Source organism: Kouleothrix sp., from assembly GCF_046328425.1.
GTDB lineage: Bacteria > Chloroflexota > Chloroflexia > Chloroflexales > Roseiflexaceae > Kouleothrix.
This window is the reverse complement of the sequence record NZ_JAXLWP010000034.1, coordinates 20,621-36,483: the sequence shown is the minus strand read 5'-3', so window position 1 is coordinate 36,483 and position 15,863 is coordinate 20,621. Positions and strand designations below refer to the sequence as shown.

The following is a 15,863-nucleotide window of genomic DNA, read 5'->3' as shown; positions in this document are numbered from 1 at the left end:
GCGCCGGCGGCTGCAGAGCCCGGCGGCTGGTGCGCCGGCGACCGATGTTCCTATGATCAGCATAGCATCGGCCTGCGCGTGGCACAGGGAAGAGTTAGCAGCGGCTGGAAAAGAAACCGCAACCCTGCCACTACGTCATCGAACGTCAATCGCGCGTTGTCGAATCTTTCGGCCGCCGCCGAGCTGTGCTGCTAGAATCAGCATACGGGCGAGCGCCTGCCGCGCCACTGTGCGGCAGGCGAAGGAGTGGGCTATGTTCAAACGAGTGTTGCTAGCGACCGACGGATCGCCGGTGATCGAGCGCGAGATACTGTATGCCGAGCACCTGGCGCGCGTCGAGCAGGCCGAGCTGTTTGTGCTGCACGCCTACGAGCCACCGGTGCTGTATGCCGAGGTGCCTGGCTACGACGAGCTGCAAGCGCGCTTTCGTGCGGTGGCCCAGGCGCTGGTCGATGACGCGGTGCAGACGCTGCGCGACGATGGTTTCGCGGCAGCCGGCGAGGTGCGCGCGCAGCCGGCCGGCGCGGCGATCATCGACGCCGCGCGCGAGCACGATATCGACCTGATTGTTATGGGGACGCGCGGTGGTGGGAACCTGGCGGCCATGCTCGGCAGCGTGAGCGCGTATGTGCTGCGCCACGCCCACTGCCCGGTGCTGCAGATACCGTAGAGCTTGTTTGTCATAGGGAAAGCACGAATTCTGTGCTGAGCAAGCTATGCTGCACATTGGTTATGGTGCGGCGCGGCGAAGCCGCGCCGCACCATAACCAAGATTTCTGCGGGGGCGGCGAAGGCCCGCACCCCCACCGTGCAGGGTGTATTTGCCTAATACAGGAAAACACGAATTCCCCCTCCCCGCCGAGCGAGGAGGGGGAATTCGCTTACAGCACAGGCGACCGCTAGACCATGCCGCGCGGCACGAGGTACCAGTACAGCTTGTTGAACAGTGTCTTCTCGTAATGGAACAGCTGGTTGGGCTGCGGCGGCTGCGGCGGGTGGGTGTAGTCGAACACGAGCTGGCTGGCCTGGCCGCGCCCGGTTTCGATGAAGCACATCACCTCGCCGGAGTAGCGCGTATCGTCGGGCTGGCCAAGCGCGGCGGCTACAATGCGCTGGGCCAGCACCTTGGCCTCGAAGTGCGCGGCCGAGCCGCTCTTCGACACCGGCAGGTCGCTGGCATCGCCGATCACATAGATGTTCGGGTCGGCCTTGCTCTGGAGCGTCTCGGGATCAGTGGGGATCCAGCCGAACTCATTGCCGAGGCCGGCCTCGACCACGATTGGCGCGCCACGGTGTGGCGGAACCATCACCAGCAGATCGTAAGGCAGGCTTGCGCCGTCGTGCGAGGTGAGCGTGCGCGCCTGCGGGTCGATGGCGGCGGCCTGGAACTGCAGCTCGGTGTGGATGCCGCGCTCGGCCAGCAGCGGCGCCACCACGCTATCGACGCTATCGATCGCGCAGACACGATCGATCGGCGAGAAATACACGATCTCGGTGTGCTCGCGCACGCCGCGCTCGCGCAGGTGGTCGTCGAGCAAGAACGCGAACTCCAATGGCGCCGGCGGGCACTTGTAGGGCAGATCGGCCACGCCGACCACGATCCGGCCGCCGCTGAAATCGCGCAGGGCGGCGTGCAGCCGCAGCGCGGCGGCGGCCTTGTAGAAGTGGTGCGCGCCTTCGGCAAAGCCAGGCAGCCGCTCGGGCGCGAGGTGCGAGCCGGTGGCGATCACCAGCGTGTCGTAGGGGAAGCGCACGCCGTCGGCCATGGCGATCACGCGCGCCTCGCGATCGATCTGCGCCACATCGCCAACCACCAGCGTCACCCGGCGGCTGAGCAGGCGGCGCTCGTCGCGCTCGAGCTGCTCGGGCGGCTCGCCGCCAAACGGGATGTACAGAAAGCCAGGCTGGTAGGCGTGGCGGCCGGTGCGGTCGATCAGCGTGATGCGGGCCTGCGCGCGCGTCAGCTTGCGGGCGAGCAGGTTGGCTATCAGCGTACCGCCGACGCCGCCGCCCAACACAACAATCTCTTGAAATGGCATGGTTCGATCTCCTAATGCAAACAGTACCTGGGAGGCGCGCCACGCGCGGCGCCAGGCGTGTGCGGCTGCATTCTGGAAGGTACCCCACTGGGGTATTACGACTGTTGTTACTATAGGCGCTTTCGCAATCGCTGCGCGGGAAGATTTCAACCCAGCCAGTGAAGAAAAAGCAACGGCGCAGAGGGCTTGTTGGCGAGTTGAGATACTATTACACCTGGTCGCTGAAGTTTCCCCGTGCGCCCTTTAGCGCAATGGTATGCTCGACTCAGAGATCACACTGTCGACAAGGAGGTTGACATGAAAACTATTGTCGTACCGCTCGACGGCTCGGCGCTGGCCGAGCAGATTCTGCCGAGCGTTCGGGTTTTGGCGCCGCTGCTGTCGGCCGATGTGCACCTGCTGCACGTCATCACCGAGACGGATCGCTACCACCTGCTGTTCGATGACCCGCGCAGCGAAGGCGAGCTAGAGGCAGCGCTTACCACGCGCTCCGAGATCGACAGCGGCGGCCTGGCGGTGGCAACCGCGCCGGCCGCGACGCAGACTTCGTGGGAGGTGCTGCGCTTCAACGCCAAGATGTACCTGGCCGAGCAGGCCAAGCGGCTTGAGGCGGCCGGGCTGAGGGTGGATTTCGAGGTCGAGTTTGGCTTTCCGGCCGAGGTGATCGCCGCAACCGCCGCGCGGGTTGGCGCCAGCCTGATCGCCATGGCGACGCACGGCTACAGCGGGCTGCGGCGCTGGGCGCTGGGCAGCGTGGCCGACAAAGTGCTGCATATCTCGAAGACGCCCATGCTGCTGGTGCGCGGCAGCGAGCGGATGCTCTCGCCCGAGCGCGCGCTCAAGCGCATTCTGCTGCCGCTCGACGGCTCGGAGTGCGCGCGCCAAGCCATCCCGTTCGCCACCGAGCTGGCGGCCAAGACCAAGGCCGAGCTGATGCTGCTGACGGTAGTGGCGCCGCCGTACCTGCAGACGCCCGAGGTGATGGGCTCGTACCTGCAGTACGACGAGGCGGTCGAGAGCGCACGGCAGCGCCTGGCCTACGAGCTGGGCAGCTATGCCGACGAGCTGCACGAGCAGGGCGTGGCGGTGTTTCCGGTGGCGGTGAGCGGCCTGCCGGCCGAGGCGATCGTCGACGAGGCGATCGACCGTGGCGCCGACCTGGTGGTGATGGCGACGCACGGGGCAAGCGGGCTGCGGCGCTGGGCGCTGGGCAGCGTGGCCGACAAAGTGCTGCACGCGATCAATGCGCCGCTGCTGCTGGTGCACGCGCAGTAATTCCGTTTGATAGCTTTCTTGCTATGATGCCCTGCCCGGCGAAGCCGGGCAGGGCATCACAAAAAGAAAATTTGCGGGCGGCATAGCGGCCTGGCGCGAGAGCGCCGGGCCGCTATGCAACTGCTACCACAAAGTTGCGCAGCTCGTAGCCGGTTACCAGCTCGCTCCAGCCGAGCGAGGGCATGCGCTCGATGCGCAGCTGCCCCAGGGCTAGCAGGCGGCGCAGAAAGATGTCGCTTTCCTGAATAGCCACGTAGGCGCCCGGGCAGCGATGGTGCCCATCGCCAAAGCTCATCAGCGCGGGCGATGTGCGCTCGGCCAGCAGCTCGCGGCCGGGCTGAATCGCCTGCGGGTGCGCGCCAACCACTGCTGGGTCGGCGTTGAGGCCGTAGACGTGCAGATTGATCAGCGCGCCGCTGGGAATAGTGACGGCTGCCTCGCCGGCGGCGACCGGTATGTCGGCGGTAGCGCGGCGCAGCAGGTTGCCCACCACGGGCTCGACCCGCAAGATTTCCTGCAGCAGCTCGTGGCGCGTGGCTTCGTCGGCGCGCAGAAACGTGCGCCGCAGCTCGGGCTGCTCGAGCAAATGCCAGGCGGCCACGCAGATAAACTCGCGCGTCGTAGCCATGCCCGCCGCCGCGTAGGTGATGCACTCGGTGAGGATCTCGGCGTCGGTACGGCCCTGGCCAAGCAGGTGCGAGATGACGTCTTCGCCTGGCTGGCGGCGGCGCGCCGCAATCGCCGGCTTGACGTCGAGCCAGAAGAATGCCAGCACGCGCAGCTGGCTGCGGGCGAAATTCAGCAGGGCGCGCGGGCTCAGGGCCGGCCGCTCGATCTCGTTTTCGAAAAATGCGTTGAGCCGCCGGGCCATGCCCGGCAGACGGCTGCTGGTGAGGCCGACGATCTGGCCGGCCACGCGCACCGCCAGCGCCATGCTCAGCTGGCTGAGGTCGGCGCGGCCGTGCCTGAGCAGCCAGATGATCAGCTGATCCGACAGCGACTCCATCATGGCGCGGTAGCTTTCGCCGACCGCGCGCGGCGTGAAGAAGCGCGCCGTCTGCCTGCGCTGGGTGTGGTGCTCCTGGCCTTCAAGGTAGAGGATCGGCAGCTTCATGCGGCTGGGGATCTCTTCCAGCAGCTCGGCCCGGAACCCGGCCTGGCGCGTGTTCTCGCCGCGCAAGATCTCGCGCGCGAGCGCGTAGCTGCGCACATGCCACACGCCCCTGGCGTCGCGCTCGATCGGCGGCGCGGCCGGCTCGGGGGCCTGCGCGGTTTTCTGATGCGAGATCGCGGCGTGCTCGGCCGGGCAGCCGCTGGCGGCTGTGGCCTGGCCCTGATGTATATCGGTTTGCATCCTTTGCCTCTTCCCAATAGCGTTGCGCAGGCCGAAACGCGAAATATTCCTGCGCGGGCAAGCGCGAGTGGCAGCGGCAAACGCCTACGGCCGCCGCTACCACTCGCGCTGCTCTGTTGAAACTATAGCACACTCTTTGTGTGTGCGTCTTTTCGCACCGAGCGCGGCAAAGCTGCACACGCCCAAAAGGAAAGTACCTGTGAGCGATGCCCTGCCCAGCAAAGCCGGGCAGGGCATTGCTAATCGAGGTGGTATTATTCGGCCAGCTCCGCCGCAACGCCGCGCTCGATCGCGTCGAGCACGCCTGCGAAGTGCGCGCGGCGCTGCTCGCGCTCGGCGGGGCCGGGCAGCCACTCCTGGTGAAACGCGACTGTGGCGCCGGTGCGGCTAGCGAGCACGCGCAGCTGGATGGTCGAGGGGTGCTGCCACTCTGGCGGCTGCCACGTGAGCCGCAGGTGCTGGCCTGGGCGGAACACGCGCACCTCGCCGCGCGCGCCGTCGTCGCGTTGGTAGGCCGCCCCCGGCGCGAAGCGCAGCTCGGGGCCAGCGCCGAGCCACAGGCGCACGCCCGCCGCCGACGTCAGAAAGCGCCAGGCGTCGGCTGGGTCGATTGGCAGCGTGCGCCGAACGCCGATCTGAAAGCCGGCGTCGCGTGTCTGGCCGGTTGGTTTCGTGCCCGCCATCACGCGCCACTCTGCGGCCTGAGCACGCACAGCGCCTGGCGGATCTCGCCGAGGTGGTAGGCGGTGTGCACCACAATCGCCAGCGCGCCGCCAATTTCATCTTCGCCTTCCCAGCTTTCGATACCGCGCAGCAGCGCCACCACGCGCTCGTATTCGGCGCGCAGCCGGGCCGTGAGCGCGGCCCACTCTGCGGGCGAAACCGCGCCGACCTGCCAGCTGGCTTGCCAATCGACCTTGCCGACCGGGTGAGCCTGGATGTACTCGCTGAGCACCTCGAGGTAGAAACGTACGTGGTTCACCTGGGCGGCGAGATTTGCGCAGCTGGCCGACACCGGGCGCGATGCTTCGTCGGCGCTGATGGTTGCGAGCGTCTCGAAAAGCGCGGTGCCGCGGTCGAGGTAGATCCCCTGCACCTGCTCGAAGGTCTCGCTGAGCAGCGCAAACAGTGTTTGCGTGAAGTGCTCGCGCATTGATTGATTTGACATAAAATCCCCCCGTTTGATCGTGCCCGGCCTTGAACCAGGCAACTGCAGTATACCCGCAATTGCGGGCAGAGCCGATCCGCTATTAGATAGAAGTTACGCACTTGCGTGATGCGGCTTCCTCACGGTACGCGATTGAGCCTGCGGCAGCAGGGTACTGGTTCAGCTTCTGTGTGCGGTTTTTCCGCGCTCCGCGCGGAAAAACCGCACACGATACGGAGATAGAGTACCGCTCTGCCGAAAGCTGAGGGCGCCAACTGCGTAAGTCATATCTTTTTGGTATGCCCCGCCCGGAGAAGCTGGGCACGGTATACTAAACTGTTTGAACTTGACAAACTAACATTATTAGTCTATAATCTAATAATGTTAGTTTACGGGCGCACGACGCCAGAGCACAGGAGTTGCACTATGCGAGCGAGACAGCACGGCGAGTACCTGACACAGCTAACGCGCTTTCCGCGTGTTTTTCCGGTAAACTGCTACCTGGTGCGCGACGGCGACGGGCTGACGCTGATCGACGCGGCCATTCCCGGCAGCGCGCCGGCCATCCTGGCGGCGGCGCGACGGCTGGGCCTGGCGATCCGGCGGATCGTGCTGACGCACGCCCATGCCGACCACATCGGCTCGGCCGACGCGCTGCGCCGGCTGCTGCCCGCCGCCGAGCTGCTGATCTCGGCGCGCGACGCGCGCTTTCTGGAAGGCGACATGACCCTCGACCCAGGCGAGCCGCAGGCCAAGCTGCGCGGCGCGTACCAGCGGATTGCCACGCGCCCGACCGGCCTGCTGCACGATGGCGACCGGGTGGGCGCGCTCGAGGTGGTGGCTTCGCCTGGCCACACCCCTGGCCATATCGCGCTATTCGACCCGCGCGACGGCTCGCTGATCGCCGGCGATGCCTTTCAGACGCGCGCGGGGCTGGCGGTTTCGGGCACGCTGCGGCCGCTGTTCCCTTTCCCGGCGATGGCGACCTGGCACCGCCCCAGCGCGCTGGCCAGCGCACGGAAGCTGCGCGCGCTCGGCCCGACGCGCCTGGCGGTGGGCCATGGCGAGGTGCTGGAGCAGCCACTTGCGGCGATCGACGGAGCAATCGGCGAGGCCGAGCGCGCGCTTGGGGAGGGCCTGCACCATGGCGCGTAGTGTCGGGATCGACCGGGCACAGGTGGTGGCGGCGGCGGCCGAGCTCGCCGACGCGCACGGCCTCGACCAGCTGACGCTGGCGCAGGTGGCGGCGCGGCTGGGGGTGCGGCTGCCCTCGCTCTACAATCACGTCGACGGCCTGCCGGGGCTGCGGCGCGAGCTGGCGCTGCTGGGCATGCGCCAGCTGACCGACCGGATGGGCCAGGCGGCGATCGGCAAATCCGGCGATGCCGCAGTGCTCGCGCTGGCGCTGGCCTACCGCAGCTTTGTGCACGAGCGCCCGGGGCTGTACGCGCTGACGCTGCGCGCGCCCGACGCATCCGACCACGCGCTGATCGAGCTGAGCGAGGCGCTGATCCGGATCGTGCTGGTAGTGCTCGAACCCTACCAGCTTGGCCAGGCGGCGGCCATCCATAGTGTGCGCGCGCTGCGCAGCATCGTACACGGCTTTGCCACGCTGGAGCAAGCCGGCGGCTTCGGCATTCCGCTCGACCGCGACGAGAGCTTTGTGTGGCTGCTGCGCGCGTATATCGCCGGGCTGCACGAGGCAAGCCCTCGCAGAGCGAGTGAGCGAGTGAGCGAGTGAGCGGGGGAGCGGAGAGCGCATTCCCTGTGTTGGGCGCACATCGTGCGCGCCTCCACAGCGAAGAAGGCCGTGCTCGCGTTCGCGCCGTGCGCGCATGCCTCAGGGCCAACCATCACCCGTATCCGCGCCACGAGGCATCCACCACAGGCGTCGCAAGAGCGATAGCATTCTTTACGGAGTCCTAGCGCAGAACCCGAGAGGGAGAAGGCGCGCACGATGCGCGCCCTACGGGAAAGCAGGTGGTACTAGCTGTAGGGCGTTTTCTGCGCAGGTGGAGCATCTGCCGGCCGAGGTACGTCATTCAAACACTGAAGTCGAGCCGAGAGGAAGAGGTACATGGAAGCGATCAAGTTTGCCAACCTGGGGCTGCGTTTTCTGCTGGAGCTGTGGGCGCTAGCGGCGCTGGGCTACTGGGGGTTTGCCACGCAGCCGGGCTGGCCGCTCAAGCTGCTGCTGGGGATCGGCGCGCCGCTGCTGGCGGCGGTGGTATGGGGCATCTTTGGCTCGCCGAGGGCAAGCGTACCGCTACGCGGCGCGGCGCAGCTCGCGCTTGAGGCGCTGGTGTTCGGCAGCGGCGCGGTAGCGCTGGTCGCGGCCGGGCGGCCCTGGCTGGGCGCGCTGTTTGCGCTGCTGCTGATCGCGAATCGCGCGCTGATATACGCCTGGGGCCAGTGATACCACATCCGGCTGATCACCTGCTGTATGGTGCGGGTTCGGAGGCCGCGCTGTGAAGGAGCGCGCCCCGAGGCCAAAAACGTGGTAAGCTACCAGCTGCGCTCACAATGGTAGGGGAAGGCGCAGCCGAGCATATGCTGAAATTCGACGATTTCTTTCATCTTCCGGAGCTTGACGAGGCGATTGCGCAGGTGGCGGACGGCTCTGGCGGGCTGGTGCTGATCGCCGGGCTCGACCCGCGCGTGCTGGCCGGCGTGGCCGAGGGCCAGCTGCTGCCCAGCGGGCGCGCTATGGTGTTTCGCGCGCTGGTGGGCCTGCTGCTGGCGCGGGCGCCGAATGCGCTGGCGGTGGCCGAGAGCCGCGCTGCGGCGCGCGTGCCACGGCGCGTGCAGGTGCTGCCGGTGCGCCCGCCGCACAGCTACGCCGATACGATCGCCAAAGCGGCCGAGCGCCGCCCCGACCTGCTGATCCTCGACCGGCTGGACGCGGCCGGAGCGCCAGCGGCGTTTGATGCGGCCGGGCGCGGCGTGCGCGTGATCGCTCAGCTCGACACAGTTTGCCGCGGCGCTGAAGTCGCGCGGCACCTGCGCGACCTGGGCGTGGCGCCCGAGCAGCTTGGCCAGCTCGGCTGGGTGGTGGCGGTGGAGCGCGTGGCGACGCTATGCCCGATCTGCGCCCGGCCAGGCCGCGCCAGCGCCGGCCAGGCCGCCCGGCTGAGCGCGCTGCTGCGCCGGCATGGCCTGCCCGAGCCGGGCGATGGCCAGCAGTACTATACGGCGCGCGGCTGCGACCAGTGCGGCTACAGCGGGCGGCAAGGCGACGTGGCGGTGTTCGACGTGTACGATGCGCGCGGGGCGGGGGTGCGGCTGCTGCCGCGCGAAGCATACGTGTGGCGGCTGGTCGAGCGCAGCCAGCTGGCGCTCGACGACCTGCTCGATCACGACGCCGAGCGCCTGTACCGCACCTACACCATGCTCTCGCGCAGCGCCCAGGCGCTTGGCGAGGCCAACGCCAGCCTGCAGAGCAAGCTGATCGAGATCGAGGCGGCCAACGAGGTGCTGCGCCAGCGTACCGCCGCGCTGCGCTCACTGCACACGATCGGGCAGGCGCTGACGCGCTCGACCGACCTGGCCGAGCTGGCGCTCCAGGTGTGCCGCCAGGCCGGCGAGCTGTGCGGAGTCGACCGGGTGCTGCTGTACCTGGCGCGGCCGAACCGGCCTGCCGCAGTGCTGGCCGCGCACGGCTGGGACGAGCGCGTGCTGAACCAGCCAGTCGACCTTGCGCCGCTGGAGCTGAGCGCCGACTCGCTGCCGCGCCCGTTCGCCGGCTGGCCGCCCGGTACCGCCTACCAGCACCCCGACGTAGCCGGCTTCGAGCTGCGGGCGGGCATCAGCGTGCCGCTGATCGCCGAGGCGCAGCCGGTGGGGCTGATGATCATCCAGAGCACCCAGAAGGCGCGCCTAGCCCCCGCCGACGTCGCGCTCGTCGAGGCATTTGCCGCCCAGGCCGCGCTGGCGATCCAGCGCGCCGAGCTGATCGACGCGCGCCTGCGCCAGGAGCGGCTCGAGCGCGAGCTCGACCTGGCGCGCGAGGTGCAGCAGAGCGTGCTGCCGCGCGTGTTCCCGCGCGCGAGAGGCTATAGCTTCGCGGCCTGCAACCAGCCGGCCCGCTCGGTCGGCGGCGACCTGTACGACGTGTTTTGGGTTGGCGACGACCAGATCGGCGTAGTGATCGCCGATGTGTCGGGCAAGAGCATGCCGGCGGCGCTGTACATGGCGCTGACACGCAGCCTGCTGCTTGCCGAGGCGCGCCGCGAGCGCTCGCCGCGCGCGGTGCTGCTGAGCGTCAACCAGCTGCTGCGCGAGATGGGCGACCCGCAGATGTTTGTGACGGTGTTCTACGGGGTGATTGCCTGCTCGACGGGCCGCCTGACCTACGCGCGCGCCGGGCACGATTACCCGCTGCTGCTGCGCGATGGCGAGGCCACGCCACTGGGCGGGCGCGGGATCGTGCTTGGGGCTTTCGACAGCGAGACGATTGTGCTGAGCGAAGAGCAGCTCGATCTGCGGGCGGGCGACCGGCTGGTGCTGTACACCGACGGCCTGACCGACGTGTTTGCGCCGGACGGCGAGCGCTTTGGTGCCGATCGCCTGGGCGATCTGTTTCAGGCGCACGCCGGGCGCGACCCGATGGCCTTCTGCGACGCGGTGTTCGCCGACCTGGCCGTGTACCAGGGCGCCGCCGAGCAGTTCGACGATATGACGCTGCTGGTGGTGAGCGTCGGCGCGGCGTGATAGCGGGGCGCCGAGCGATTGAGCGCGAAACGCTCGGCCACGCTGACGCGCTCGAGCGCACCACACGGTTACCATCGCTGCCCTCGGCCCTAGCGCCTGGCCGCGGCAGCCCGGCGCCATAGCAGTAGCGCGGCGATGCCGGCGCCGATCAGCACCGGCGGGCCGTGGTTGTTGCGCAAGGCTGTAAGCAGCAGCGCCGCGAGTATGCCGGCGCCGGCCAGGTAGCGCCCGCGCGCCGGCGAGCTGCCGCGCAGCAGCGCGCTGGCTGCCACACCAGCCAGCACCGCGCCGGCCGCGCTGCCGGTCGTGCTGGCCAGCGCGGCGCCGGCCAGCGCCGCCAGGAGGCACAGCCCGAACAGCGGCGCCCACAGCGGCACGCCCTCAGCCTGCTCGGCCAGCCACACCAGCAGGCCGCCGATCAGCCCGCACAGCGCGATCGACGCGCCGGCGCCGTATGGCTCCCAGGCGTAACCGATCAGCTCGGTGGGCAGACCGGCCCCGAAGTACAGCAGCAGCCAGCCGGCGTGGCCATAGCGCCGCTCGACGGGCGGGCCAACCAGGGCGATGCCAAGCAGGTTCGTAACGATCTGCGGCAAGCCGTCGGCGTGTACCAGCAGCGGTGTGAACAGGCGCCACCACTCGCCCGCCGCCAGCGCGGCGGGGTCGCGCCGCAGCGCGCCCAGCACCGCCGGAAACAGCAGCTGCGCGGCGGTGAACAGCGCGGTGATCGCCAGGATCGCGACAGTGGCGATTGCGTTGTCGCTGCTTGTGGGCCTCGTTGTGGCGCGTTCCATGAACAGCTCGACTGCAAGGGCTGTGCCGTGGCGTATCGGCGCGCCGCCGCCAGGCGGTAACTCAGTAATACCAGCTCCGTTTGATTACTTGTGTTTTCTTGTGCGGCGCCCGGCTTTGCCGGGCGCCGCACAAAAAGAATTGGGGGCGGCGAAGCCGCCCCCGAACCCCCACCATAATCCAAGCGATCAGCCGGATTTGGTATAACTACGCCGAACGGGATCGCGAGCCGGCATGCTGTTTTCTTCCGCGCTTCTTCCGCAAGAGCTTGCGCTGCTTGGCTGCATTGTCGCTGCGGCCGGCGCGAGCGTGGCATTCCTGCGGCGGCGCGGGCGGCTAGGCATGCTGCGCCGCCTGTGGCTGCCGCTGGCTAGCTTCACGCTCTTTGGGCTAGCCGACGCGCTGGTGACGCTGCACGGCACCTGGCAGGCGCCCTGGCGTGAGGCCAACCCGGCGATGCGTGCGCTGCTGCTGCGGGCCGGCTGGCTAGGGCAGTGCCTGGGCAGCGCGCTGTGGGTGCTGGCCTGGGCGCTGGTGCTTAGCTGGCTCGAAGCCTGGCGCGAACGGCGGCCTGCGCGCGCGGCGCAGCTGGGCTGGCTTCAGCTGTGGCTGGCCTACGCGCTGGCGCTGGGCCACCTGAACGGCTTTGTGTCATGGGCCGCGCCGCGCGGCGCGATTGGCGGCGCGTTCAGCGCATTCTACCGCGCCTGGTCGGGCGCGGCCGGCTGGCTCGAGCCGATCTCGCCCTTCGGCTACCCGCTCTACTCCGGGCTGTGCTTCGGCGGCGTCGCCGCGCTGGCGCATGTGCTGGCGGCGCGCCTGGCTGCGGCGGCCCGGCGCTAGCGTATACCAGCCTGGTTTGCTCGCTTTCGTTTTTTTTGGCGAAGCCGCCCCGAACCCTCTACAAGCAGCACGTGCTCAGCCGGATGGGCATTACACCGTGCGCTCGATCAGAGGCGGATCGGGTGGATCGGCGGCGGGCGCTGCCTGCGCCGCGAAATGCTGCTGGATCAGCTCGTGCGCAAACCCGTAGCCGCCGCCGGCGCGCAGCAGCAGATTGCAGGCCACGGCCTCGTCGAGCATATGAATAGCGCGCAGCGGCAGCGCGCCGGCGGCGCGCAAGATCAGCCGCAGCAGCGCGTGCTGCACGCAGGCGAAACCGCCGTTCAGCAGCGCCGCGCCTACCCCGAACGATAGCGCCCAGATCGACCAGGAGATGCTGTTCCATAGCACGATCCATGGCACCAGAGCGGGCCTGCCCTGCGCGAAGAAGTACATTTCGGCAATGCTGGCGGCCATCACGGCCGTCAGGCCAACCGCCAGCCAGGTGAGCAGGCCCGAGCGCGTGGCGGCTGCGGCCGAAAGCCGGATGCCCTGGTTTGGCTCCATGCGATCAGCCAGCTGGCCGCGCTTGACCCCGATCAGGAAGCCGCACAGCAGCCCGGCCACCAGGCCGTTCGCCAGGCCCAGCGCCATGCCATACATCAACCCAGCCAACACCCCTTCCGAGGCGCCAACCGTCAGTCCGTAGATTGCGCCCAGCAGCACGCACACGACGACGCCGCGCTTGACCCAGCGGCCCGGCCAGGCCCAGCTAAACGTTTCGACAAGAAGCACCTGGTTGGGCCGAACCGCGCGCCAGAAAACAAAGCCAGCGCCAAGCCCAGCGGCAAGCGCCACCAGCAGGCCCAGCCCGACATTTGCCAGCAGCCGCAGCGATCCATCGCCCGGCACGGCCTGCCCATTCCATAGGCCAGCGACCACGCCGTCGATCGCGCCAACCGTGCAGCCGATCGACACAGCACTGCAGAAGTGCTGGGAATCGGCCGCAACGCGCCGCCGCTCAACTGCCAGCCAGCTGGCGAGCCACACCGCCAGCGCCATGGCTACGCCGAGCAGCGCCGTCGCGCCCAGCGCCGTGGCCAGAAACGCGCGCAGGCCAGCGAGCGTGCCCGGTGGTGCGACCCCCACCGCCAGCCGCGCCAGCGGCGTCGCCAGCGTGGCGTGGTTCAGGCCGCCGGTGAGGCTCCAGATCACGCCCGACGTCGCGCCGACGATCAGGCCGAACGCGAGCTTTTCGGCGGCGGCGTAGGCCGCTTGCTGGCGCGCGGTCGCCAGCCACGGCGGGGCAAGGTGGTCGAGCAAGAACAGCGCTTCGTGCTGCTGTTGCATGCGCGCGGCCAGCCAGCCAAGCCAGCGCGCGAGATCGCCGCTGCGGTAGTGCGTAGGCCGGCGCTGGCGCGCGTGGGCTTCGAGCTGGCACTGCACGTAGGCGGCGCTCAGGTAGCGCTGGCGCTCGAGCGGGCCGAGCGCACGCAGCTCGGCCAGGCTGATGCGCTCGTATGCTTCTTCGAGAAAGCTGAGCATGAGCGGCGTCGCGGCGAGCTGCTGAAGCGCCGGGTCGGCGGCAATCGCCGCGCGCACATCTGCCAGCCTGGATGGGCCGGCCGCAAGCGCGCCGTCGATCTGCGCGGGCGTAAGCGGCTGAACCTCGACGGCCTCGGCCAGCGTGAGCCGCGCGCCGAGCTGCTGGTACTGCGCCGCGCGGCAGCAGACGGCCAGGCGGATCAGGCCGTACTGCTGGCGGAACTGGTCGATCGCCGCCACGCAGGCGGCGCGCTCGTCGGCGCGTACCTCGTCGAGGCCATCGAGCAGCGGCAGCACCAGGCGCGCCGCAATCCACGCTCGCCCGGTCGCCAGCGGCACGCCATACACATCCGCGAGCTGCTCGGCGCACCACTCGGCCAGCGGCAGCGGCCGCGCCCACGACGACAGCCTGAACAGCACCGGGATGGGCTGGCGCGCATCGGCCTGGGCGCGCGCCAGCAGCGCGCGCGCCAGCAGCAGCAGCAGGGTGGTTTTGCCCGCGCCCGGCGCGCCGAGGATCAGCAGCTCGCCGCTGGCCTGGTCGAAGATTTCGGCGATCTGCGCGCTACGGGCGGGCGCTCGCTCGTGCGCAGGCGCGCTCGAGGGCGCCGCCACGGCGCCTGGCCGGTAGGCCAGCGCGAGGTCGATCAGCCGGCCGGCGTTCTCGCGCCCGCTGAGCTGGCCGATCTTCCAGGTGGCGGCTACCCGCTCGAGCATCAGTGCGCGGTCGGTGTTGCGCGGGGCCGCGCCGGCTGTGGCCGCTCTGGCAGCAGGCGCTGGCCGGGGTGGCGGCGCGGCACGCTTGCGCTGCCGGGCGATCTGCGCGAACAGCTCGGCCGCCTCGTCGCCGGGGGTAGCGTCAAGATCGGCCAGCGCGCTGCGGCACAGCTCGTACTGCAGCGCTGCATCGCGCAGCCGCGCCTGCCGCAGGAAAAGCCGCATCAGGCAGCAGTGCGCGGCCTCGTCGGCCGGATCGAGCGCCAGCACGTGGCGGGCGAAACGCTCGGCCTCGGCGTCGGCGCCGCGCGCTTCGGCGGCGGTCGCGGCGCGCAGAAACACCTGGCATGCCCGGATCTGCAGCCTGTTGCGCCGGGGCAGCACGGCTTCGCGCAAACCCTCAAGCTCGGGCAGGTGGTCGATCTCGGGCAGCAGCGCGCCGCCGTACAGGTCGGCGGCGCTGGCGAGCTTGCGGGCGCACTCGGCGCACAGCCGATCGTCGGGGTCGGCGTGCGCTTGCACCGCGTCGAGCAGCGCATCGAACTCGGCCACGTCGAGCCAGATATCGCCGTTCGCCTCGATCGCCAGCCAATCGTCGGGCAGCGAGCGGATCGGCTGGGAGCCCAGCGCTTTCTGAATACGCGTAAGCTCGACGCGCAAGCTCTTGCGCGGGTCTTTGGCGCCGGGCCACAGCAGGTCGGCAATTGCGGCGCGGTGCTGCGGCTGGCCGGCGTTGAGCGCCAGGTACGCCAGCAGCGCGCGGCCTTTCGCGCCCAGCGCCACGGCGCGGCCGTCTACGGTTATGCGAGTCGTGCCGAGCAGCGCAATCGCCAGGCGGGCCATAATCGCTCTGCTTTCGCCTTGGGGAGCGGGTGGTGCCGCATTATACCGCATCTCGAGCCGGCAATAGCACGGCTGATACCAACTCCGTTTGATTACTTGTGTTTTCTTGTGCGGCGCCCCGCAAAGCCGGGCGCCGCACAAGAAGAAATTCGGGGCGGCGAAGCCCCGAACCCCCACCATAATCCAAGCGATCAGCCGGATTTGGTATGACGCGGCAGGCGTTTCTGCCCTTGTCGGCGCGGCGCTTGTTCACCTCCAAAAGGAAAGCACCGCTTGCGATCTCTGCCCGCTTCGCCGCGCATCGCAAAAAGGACGTGATCAAACGAAATTGGTATGCATTAGCGCCGTGTTAGCGCCAACCTGAAGCGCCGCATTAGCGCCCGCCGCCTATGTTCGACCCAGGCACAAGCTGGGCGAAAGGAGGTGAGCGATATGCAGCAGATTGGAAGGCGCATGGCGGTGCTGGTGCTGGCGCTGGTGTTCGCGTGGGGCCTGCTGGCCGGCGCGACGCAGCCGCCGGCCGTGTACGGCGCCGGCCCAACACCAACGCCCGCGCAAGCGAATGGCGAGCCGGGCGGCCATGGCGGCGGGACGTAGGCATTCGCGCGGGTGGTGGCGC

Annotated in this window: 14 protein-coding genes; 8 read left to right on the top strand and 6 right to left on the bottom strand. The window is 69.0% G+C overall.

Annotated features, from left to right (window positions below):
- Window positions 1-253 precede the first annotated feature (253 nt).
- Window positions 254-670 carry a universal stress protein gene (locus U0177_RS25015; RefSeq protein ID WP_409573396.1) on the top strand — a complete coding sequence of 139 codons (417 nt, stop codon included), beginning with the start codon at window positions 254-256 and terminating at the stop codon, window positions 668-670.
- 229 nt (window positions 671-899) lie between these two features.
- Here U0177_RS25015 and U0177_RS25010 read toward each other — a convergent pair whose 3' ends face one another.
- Window positions 900-2,039 (bottom strand): NAD(P)/FAD-dependent oxidoreductase, encoded by a 1,140-nt coding sequence (locus tag U0177_RS25010; protein ID WP_409573395.1) that lies wholly within the window; start codon window positions 2,037-2,039, stop codon window positions 900-902.
- A gap of 297 nt (window positions 2,040-2,336) precedes the next feature.
- Here U0177_RS25010 and U0177_RS25005 point away from each other — a divergent pair, with 297 nt between their 5' ends.
- Entirely contained in the window at window positions 2,337-3,314 is a 978-nt protein-coding gene (locus U0177_RS25005) for a universal stress protein (RefSeq protein ID WP_409573394.1), read from the top strand.
- A gap of 112 nt (window positions 3,315-3,426) precedes the next feature.
- Here the strand turns inward: U0177_RS25005 and U0177_RS25000 are convergent, their stop codons facing one another.
- The 3 genes from U0177_RS25000 to U0177_RS24990 form a co-directional block, all read right to left on the bottom strand.
- Window positions 3,427-4,668: a cytochrome P450 gene (locus U0177_RS25000; RefSeq protein WP_409573393.1), complete on the bottom strand. Its 1,242-nt coding sequence runs from the start codon at window positions 4,666-4,668 to the stop codon at window positions 3,427-3,429.
- A 254-nt stretch (window positions 4,669-4,922) separates the two neighbouring features.
- On the bottom strand, window positions 4,923-5,351 hold the full coding sequence (locus U0177_RS24995; protein WP_409573392.1) for an SRPBCC family protein: 429 nt from the start codon (window positions 5,349-5,351) through the stop codon (window positions 4,923-4,925).
- Window positions 5,351-5,836 (bottom strand): hypothetical protein, encoded by a 486-nt coding sequence (locus U0177_RS24990; RefSeq protein WP_409573391.1) that lies wholly within the window; start codon window positions 5,834-5,836, stop codon window positions 5,351-5,353. The genes U0177_RS24995 and U0177_RS24990 overlap by 1 nt, the downstream gene beginning before the upstream one ends.
- Before the next feature lie 405 nt (window positions 5,837-6,241).
- Between U0177_RS24990 and U0177_RS24985 the strand changes: the two genes are divergently transcribed.
- From U0177_RS24985 to U0177_RS24970, 4 genes are all read left to right on the top strand, one after another.
- Complete coding sequence (locus U0177_RS24985) at window positions 6,242-6,970, top strand: MBL fold metallo-hydrolase (protein WP_409573390.1); 729 nt, start codon at window positions 6,242-6,244, stop codon at window positions 6,968-6,970.
- The gene (locus tag U0177_RS24980; RefSeq protein WP_409573389.1) at window positions 6,960-7,556 is read left to right on the top strand and encodes a TetR/AcrR family transcriptional regulator; all 597 of its coding nucleotides are present in this window, start codon (window positions 6,960-6,962) and stop codon (window positions 7,554-7,556) included. Before U0177_RS24985 ends, U0177_RS24980 begins: the two co-directional genes overlap by 11 nt.
- A 336-nt stretch (window positions 7,557-7,892) precedes the next feature.
- A complete protein-coding gene (locus tag U0177_RS24975) occupies window positions 7,893-8,231 on the top strand; it encodes a YrdB family protein (RefSeq protein WP_409573388.1) in 339 nt (112 codons plus the stop codon).
- Between the two features lie 134 nt (window positions 8,232-8,365).
- Window positions 8,366-10,525 carry a SpoIIE family protein phosphatase gene (locus U0177_RS24970; protein WP_409573387.1) on the top strand — a complete coding sequence of 720 codons (2,160 nt, stop codon included), beginning with the start codon at window positions 8,366-8,368 and terminating at the stop codon, window positions 10,523-10,525.
- An 89-nt stretch (window positions 10,526-10,614) separates the two neighbouring features.
- Here the strand turns inward: U0177_RS24970 and U0177_RS24965 are convergent, their stop codons facing one another.
- Window positions 10,615-11,319: a rhomboid family intramembrane serine protease gene (locus U0177_RS24965; RefSeq protein WP_409573386.1), complete on the bottom strand. Its 705-nt coding sequence runs from the start codon at window positions 11,317-11,319 to the stop codon at window positions 10,615-10,617.
- A gap of 232 nt (window positions 11,320-11,551) precedes the next feature.
- Between U0177_RS24965 and U0177_RS24960 the strand changes: the two genes are divergently transcribed.
- Window positions 11,552-12,160 (top strand): hypothetical protein, encoded by a 609-nt coding sequence (locus tag U0177_RS24960; protein ID WP_409573385.1) that lies wholly within the window; start codon window positions 11,552-11,554, stop codon window positions 12,158-12,160.
- A gap of 90 nt (window positions 12,161-12,250) precedes the next feature.
- Here the strand turns inward: U0177_RS24960 and U0177_RS24955 are convergent, their stop codons facing one another.
- Window positions 12,251-15,244: a BTAD domain-containing putative transcriptional regulator gene (locus U0177_RS24955; RefSeq protein ID WP_409573384.1), complete on the bottom strand. Its 2,994-nt coding sequence runs from the start codon at window positions 15,242-15,244 to the stop codon at window positions 12,251-12,253.
- Between the two features lie 432 nt (window positions 15,245-15,676).
- On the opposite strand from U0177_RS24955, the gene U0177_RS24950 reads away from it, so the two are divergent.
- Window positions 15,677-15,841 carry a hypothetical protein gene (locus U0177_RS24950; protein ID WP_409573383.1) on the top strand — a complete coding sequence of 55 codons (165 nt, stop codon included), beginning with the start codon at window positions 15,677-15,679 and terminating at the stop codon, window positions 15,839-15,841.
- Window positions 15,842-15,863: the final 22 nt, after the last annotated feature.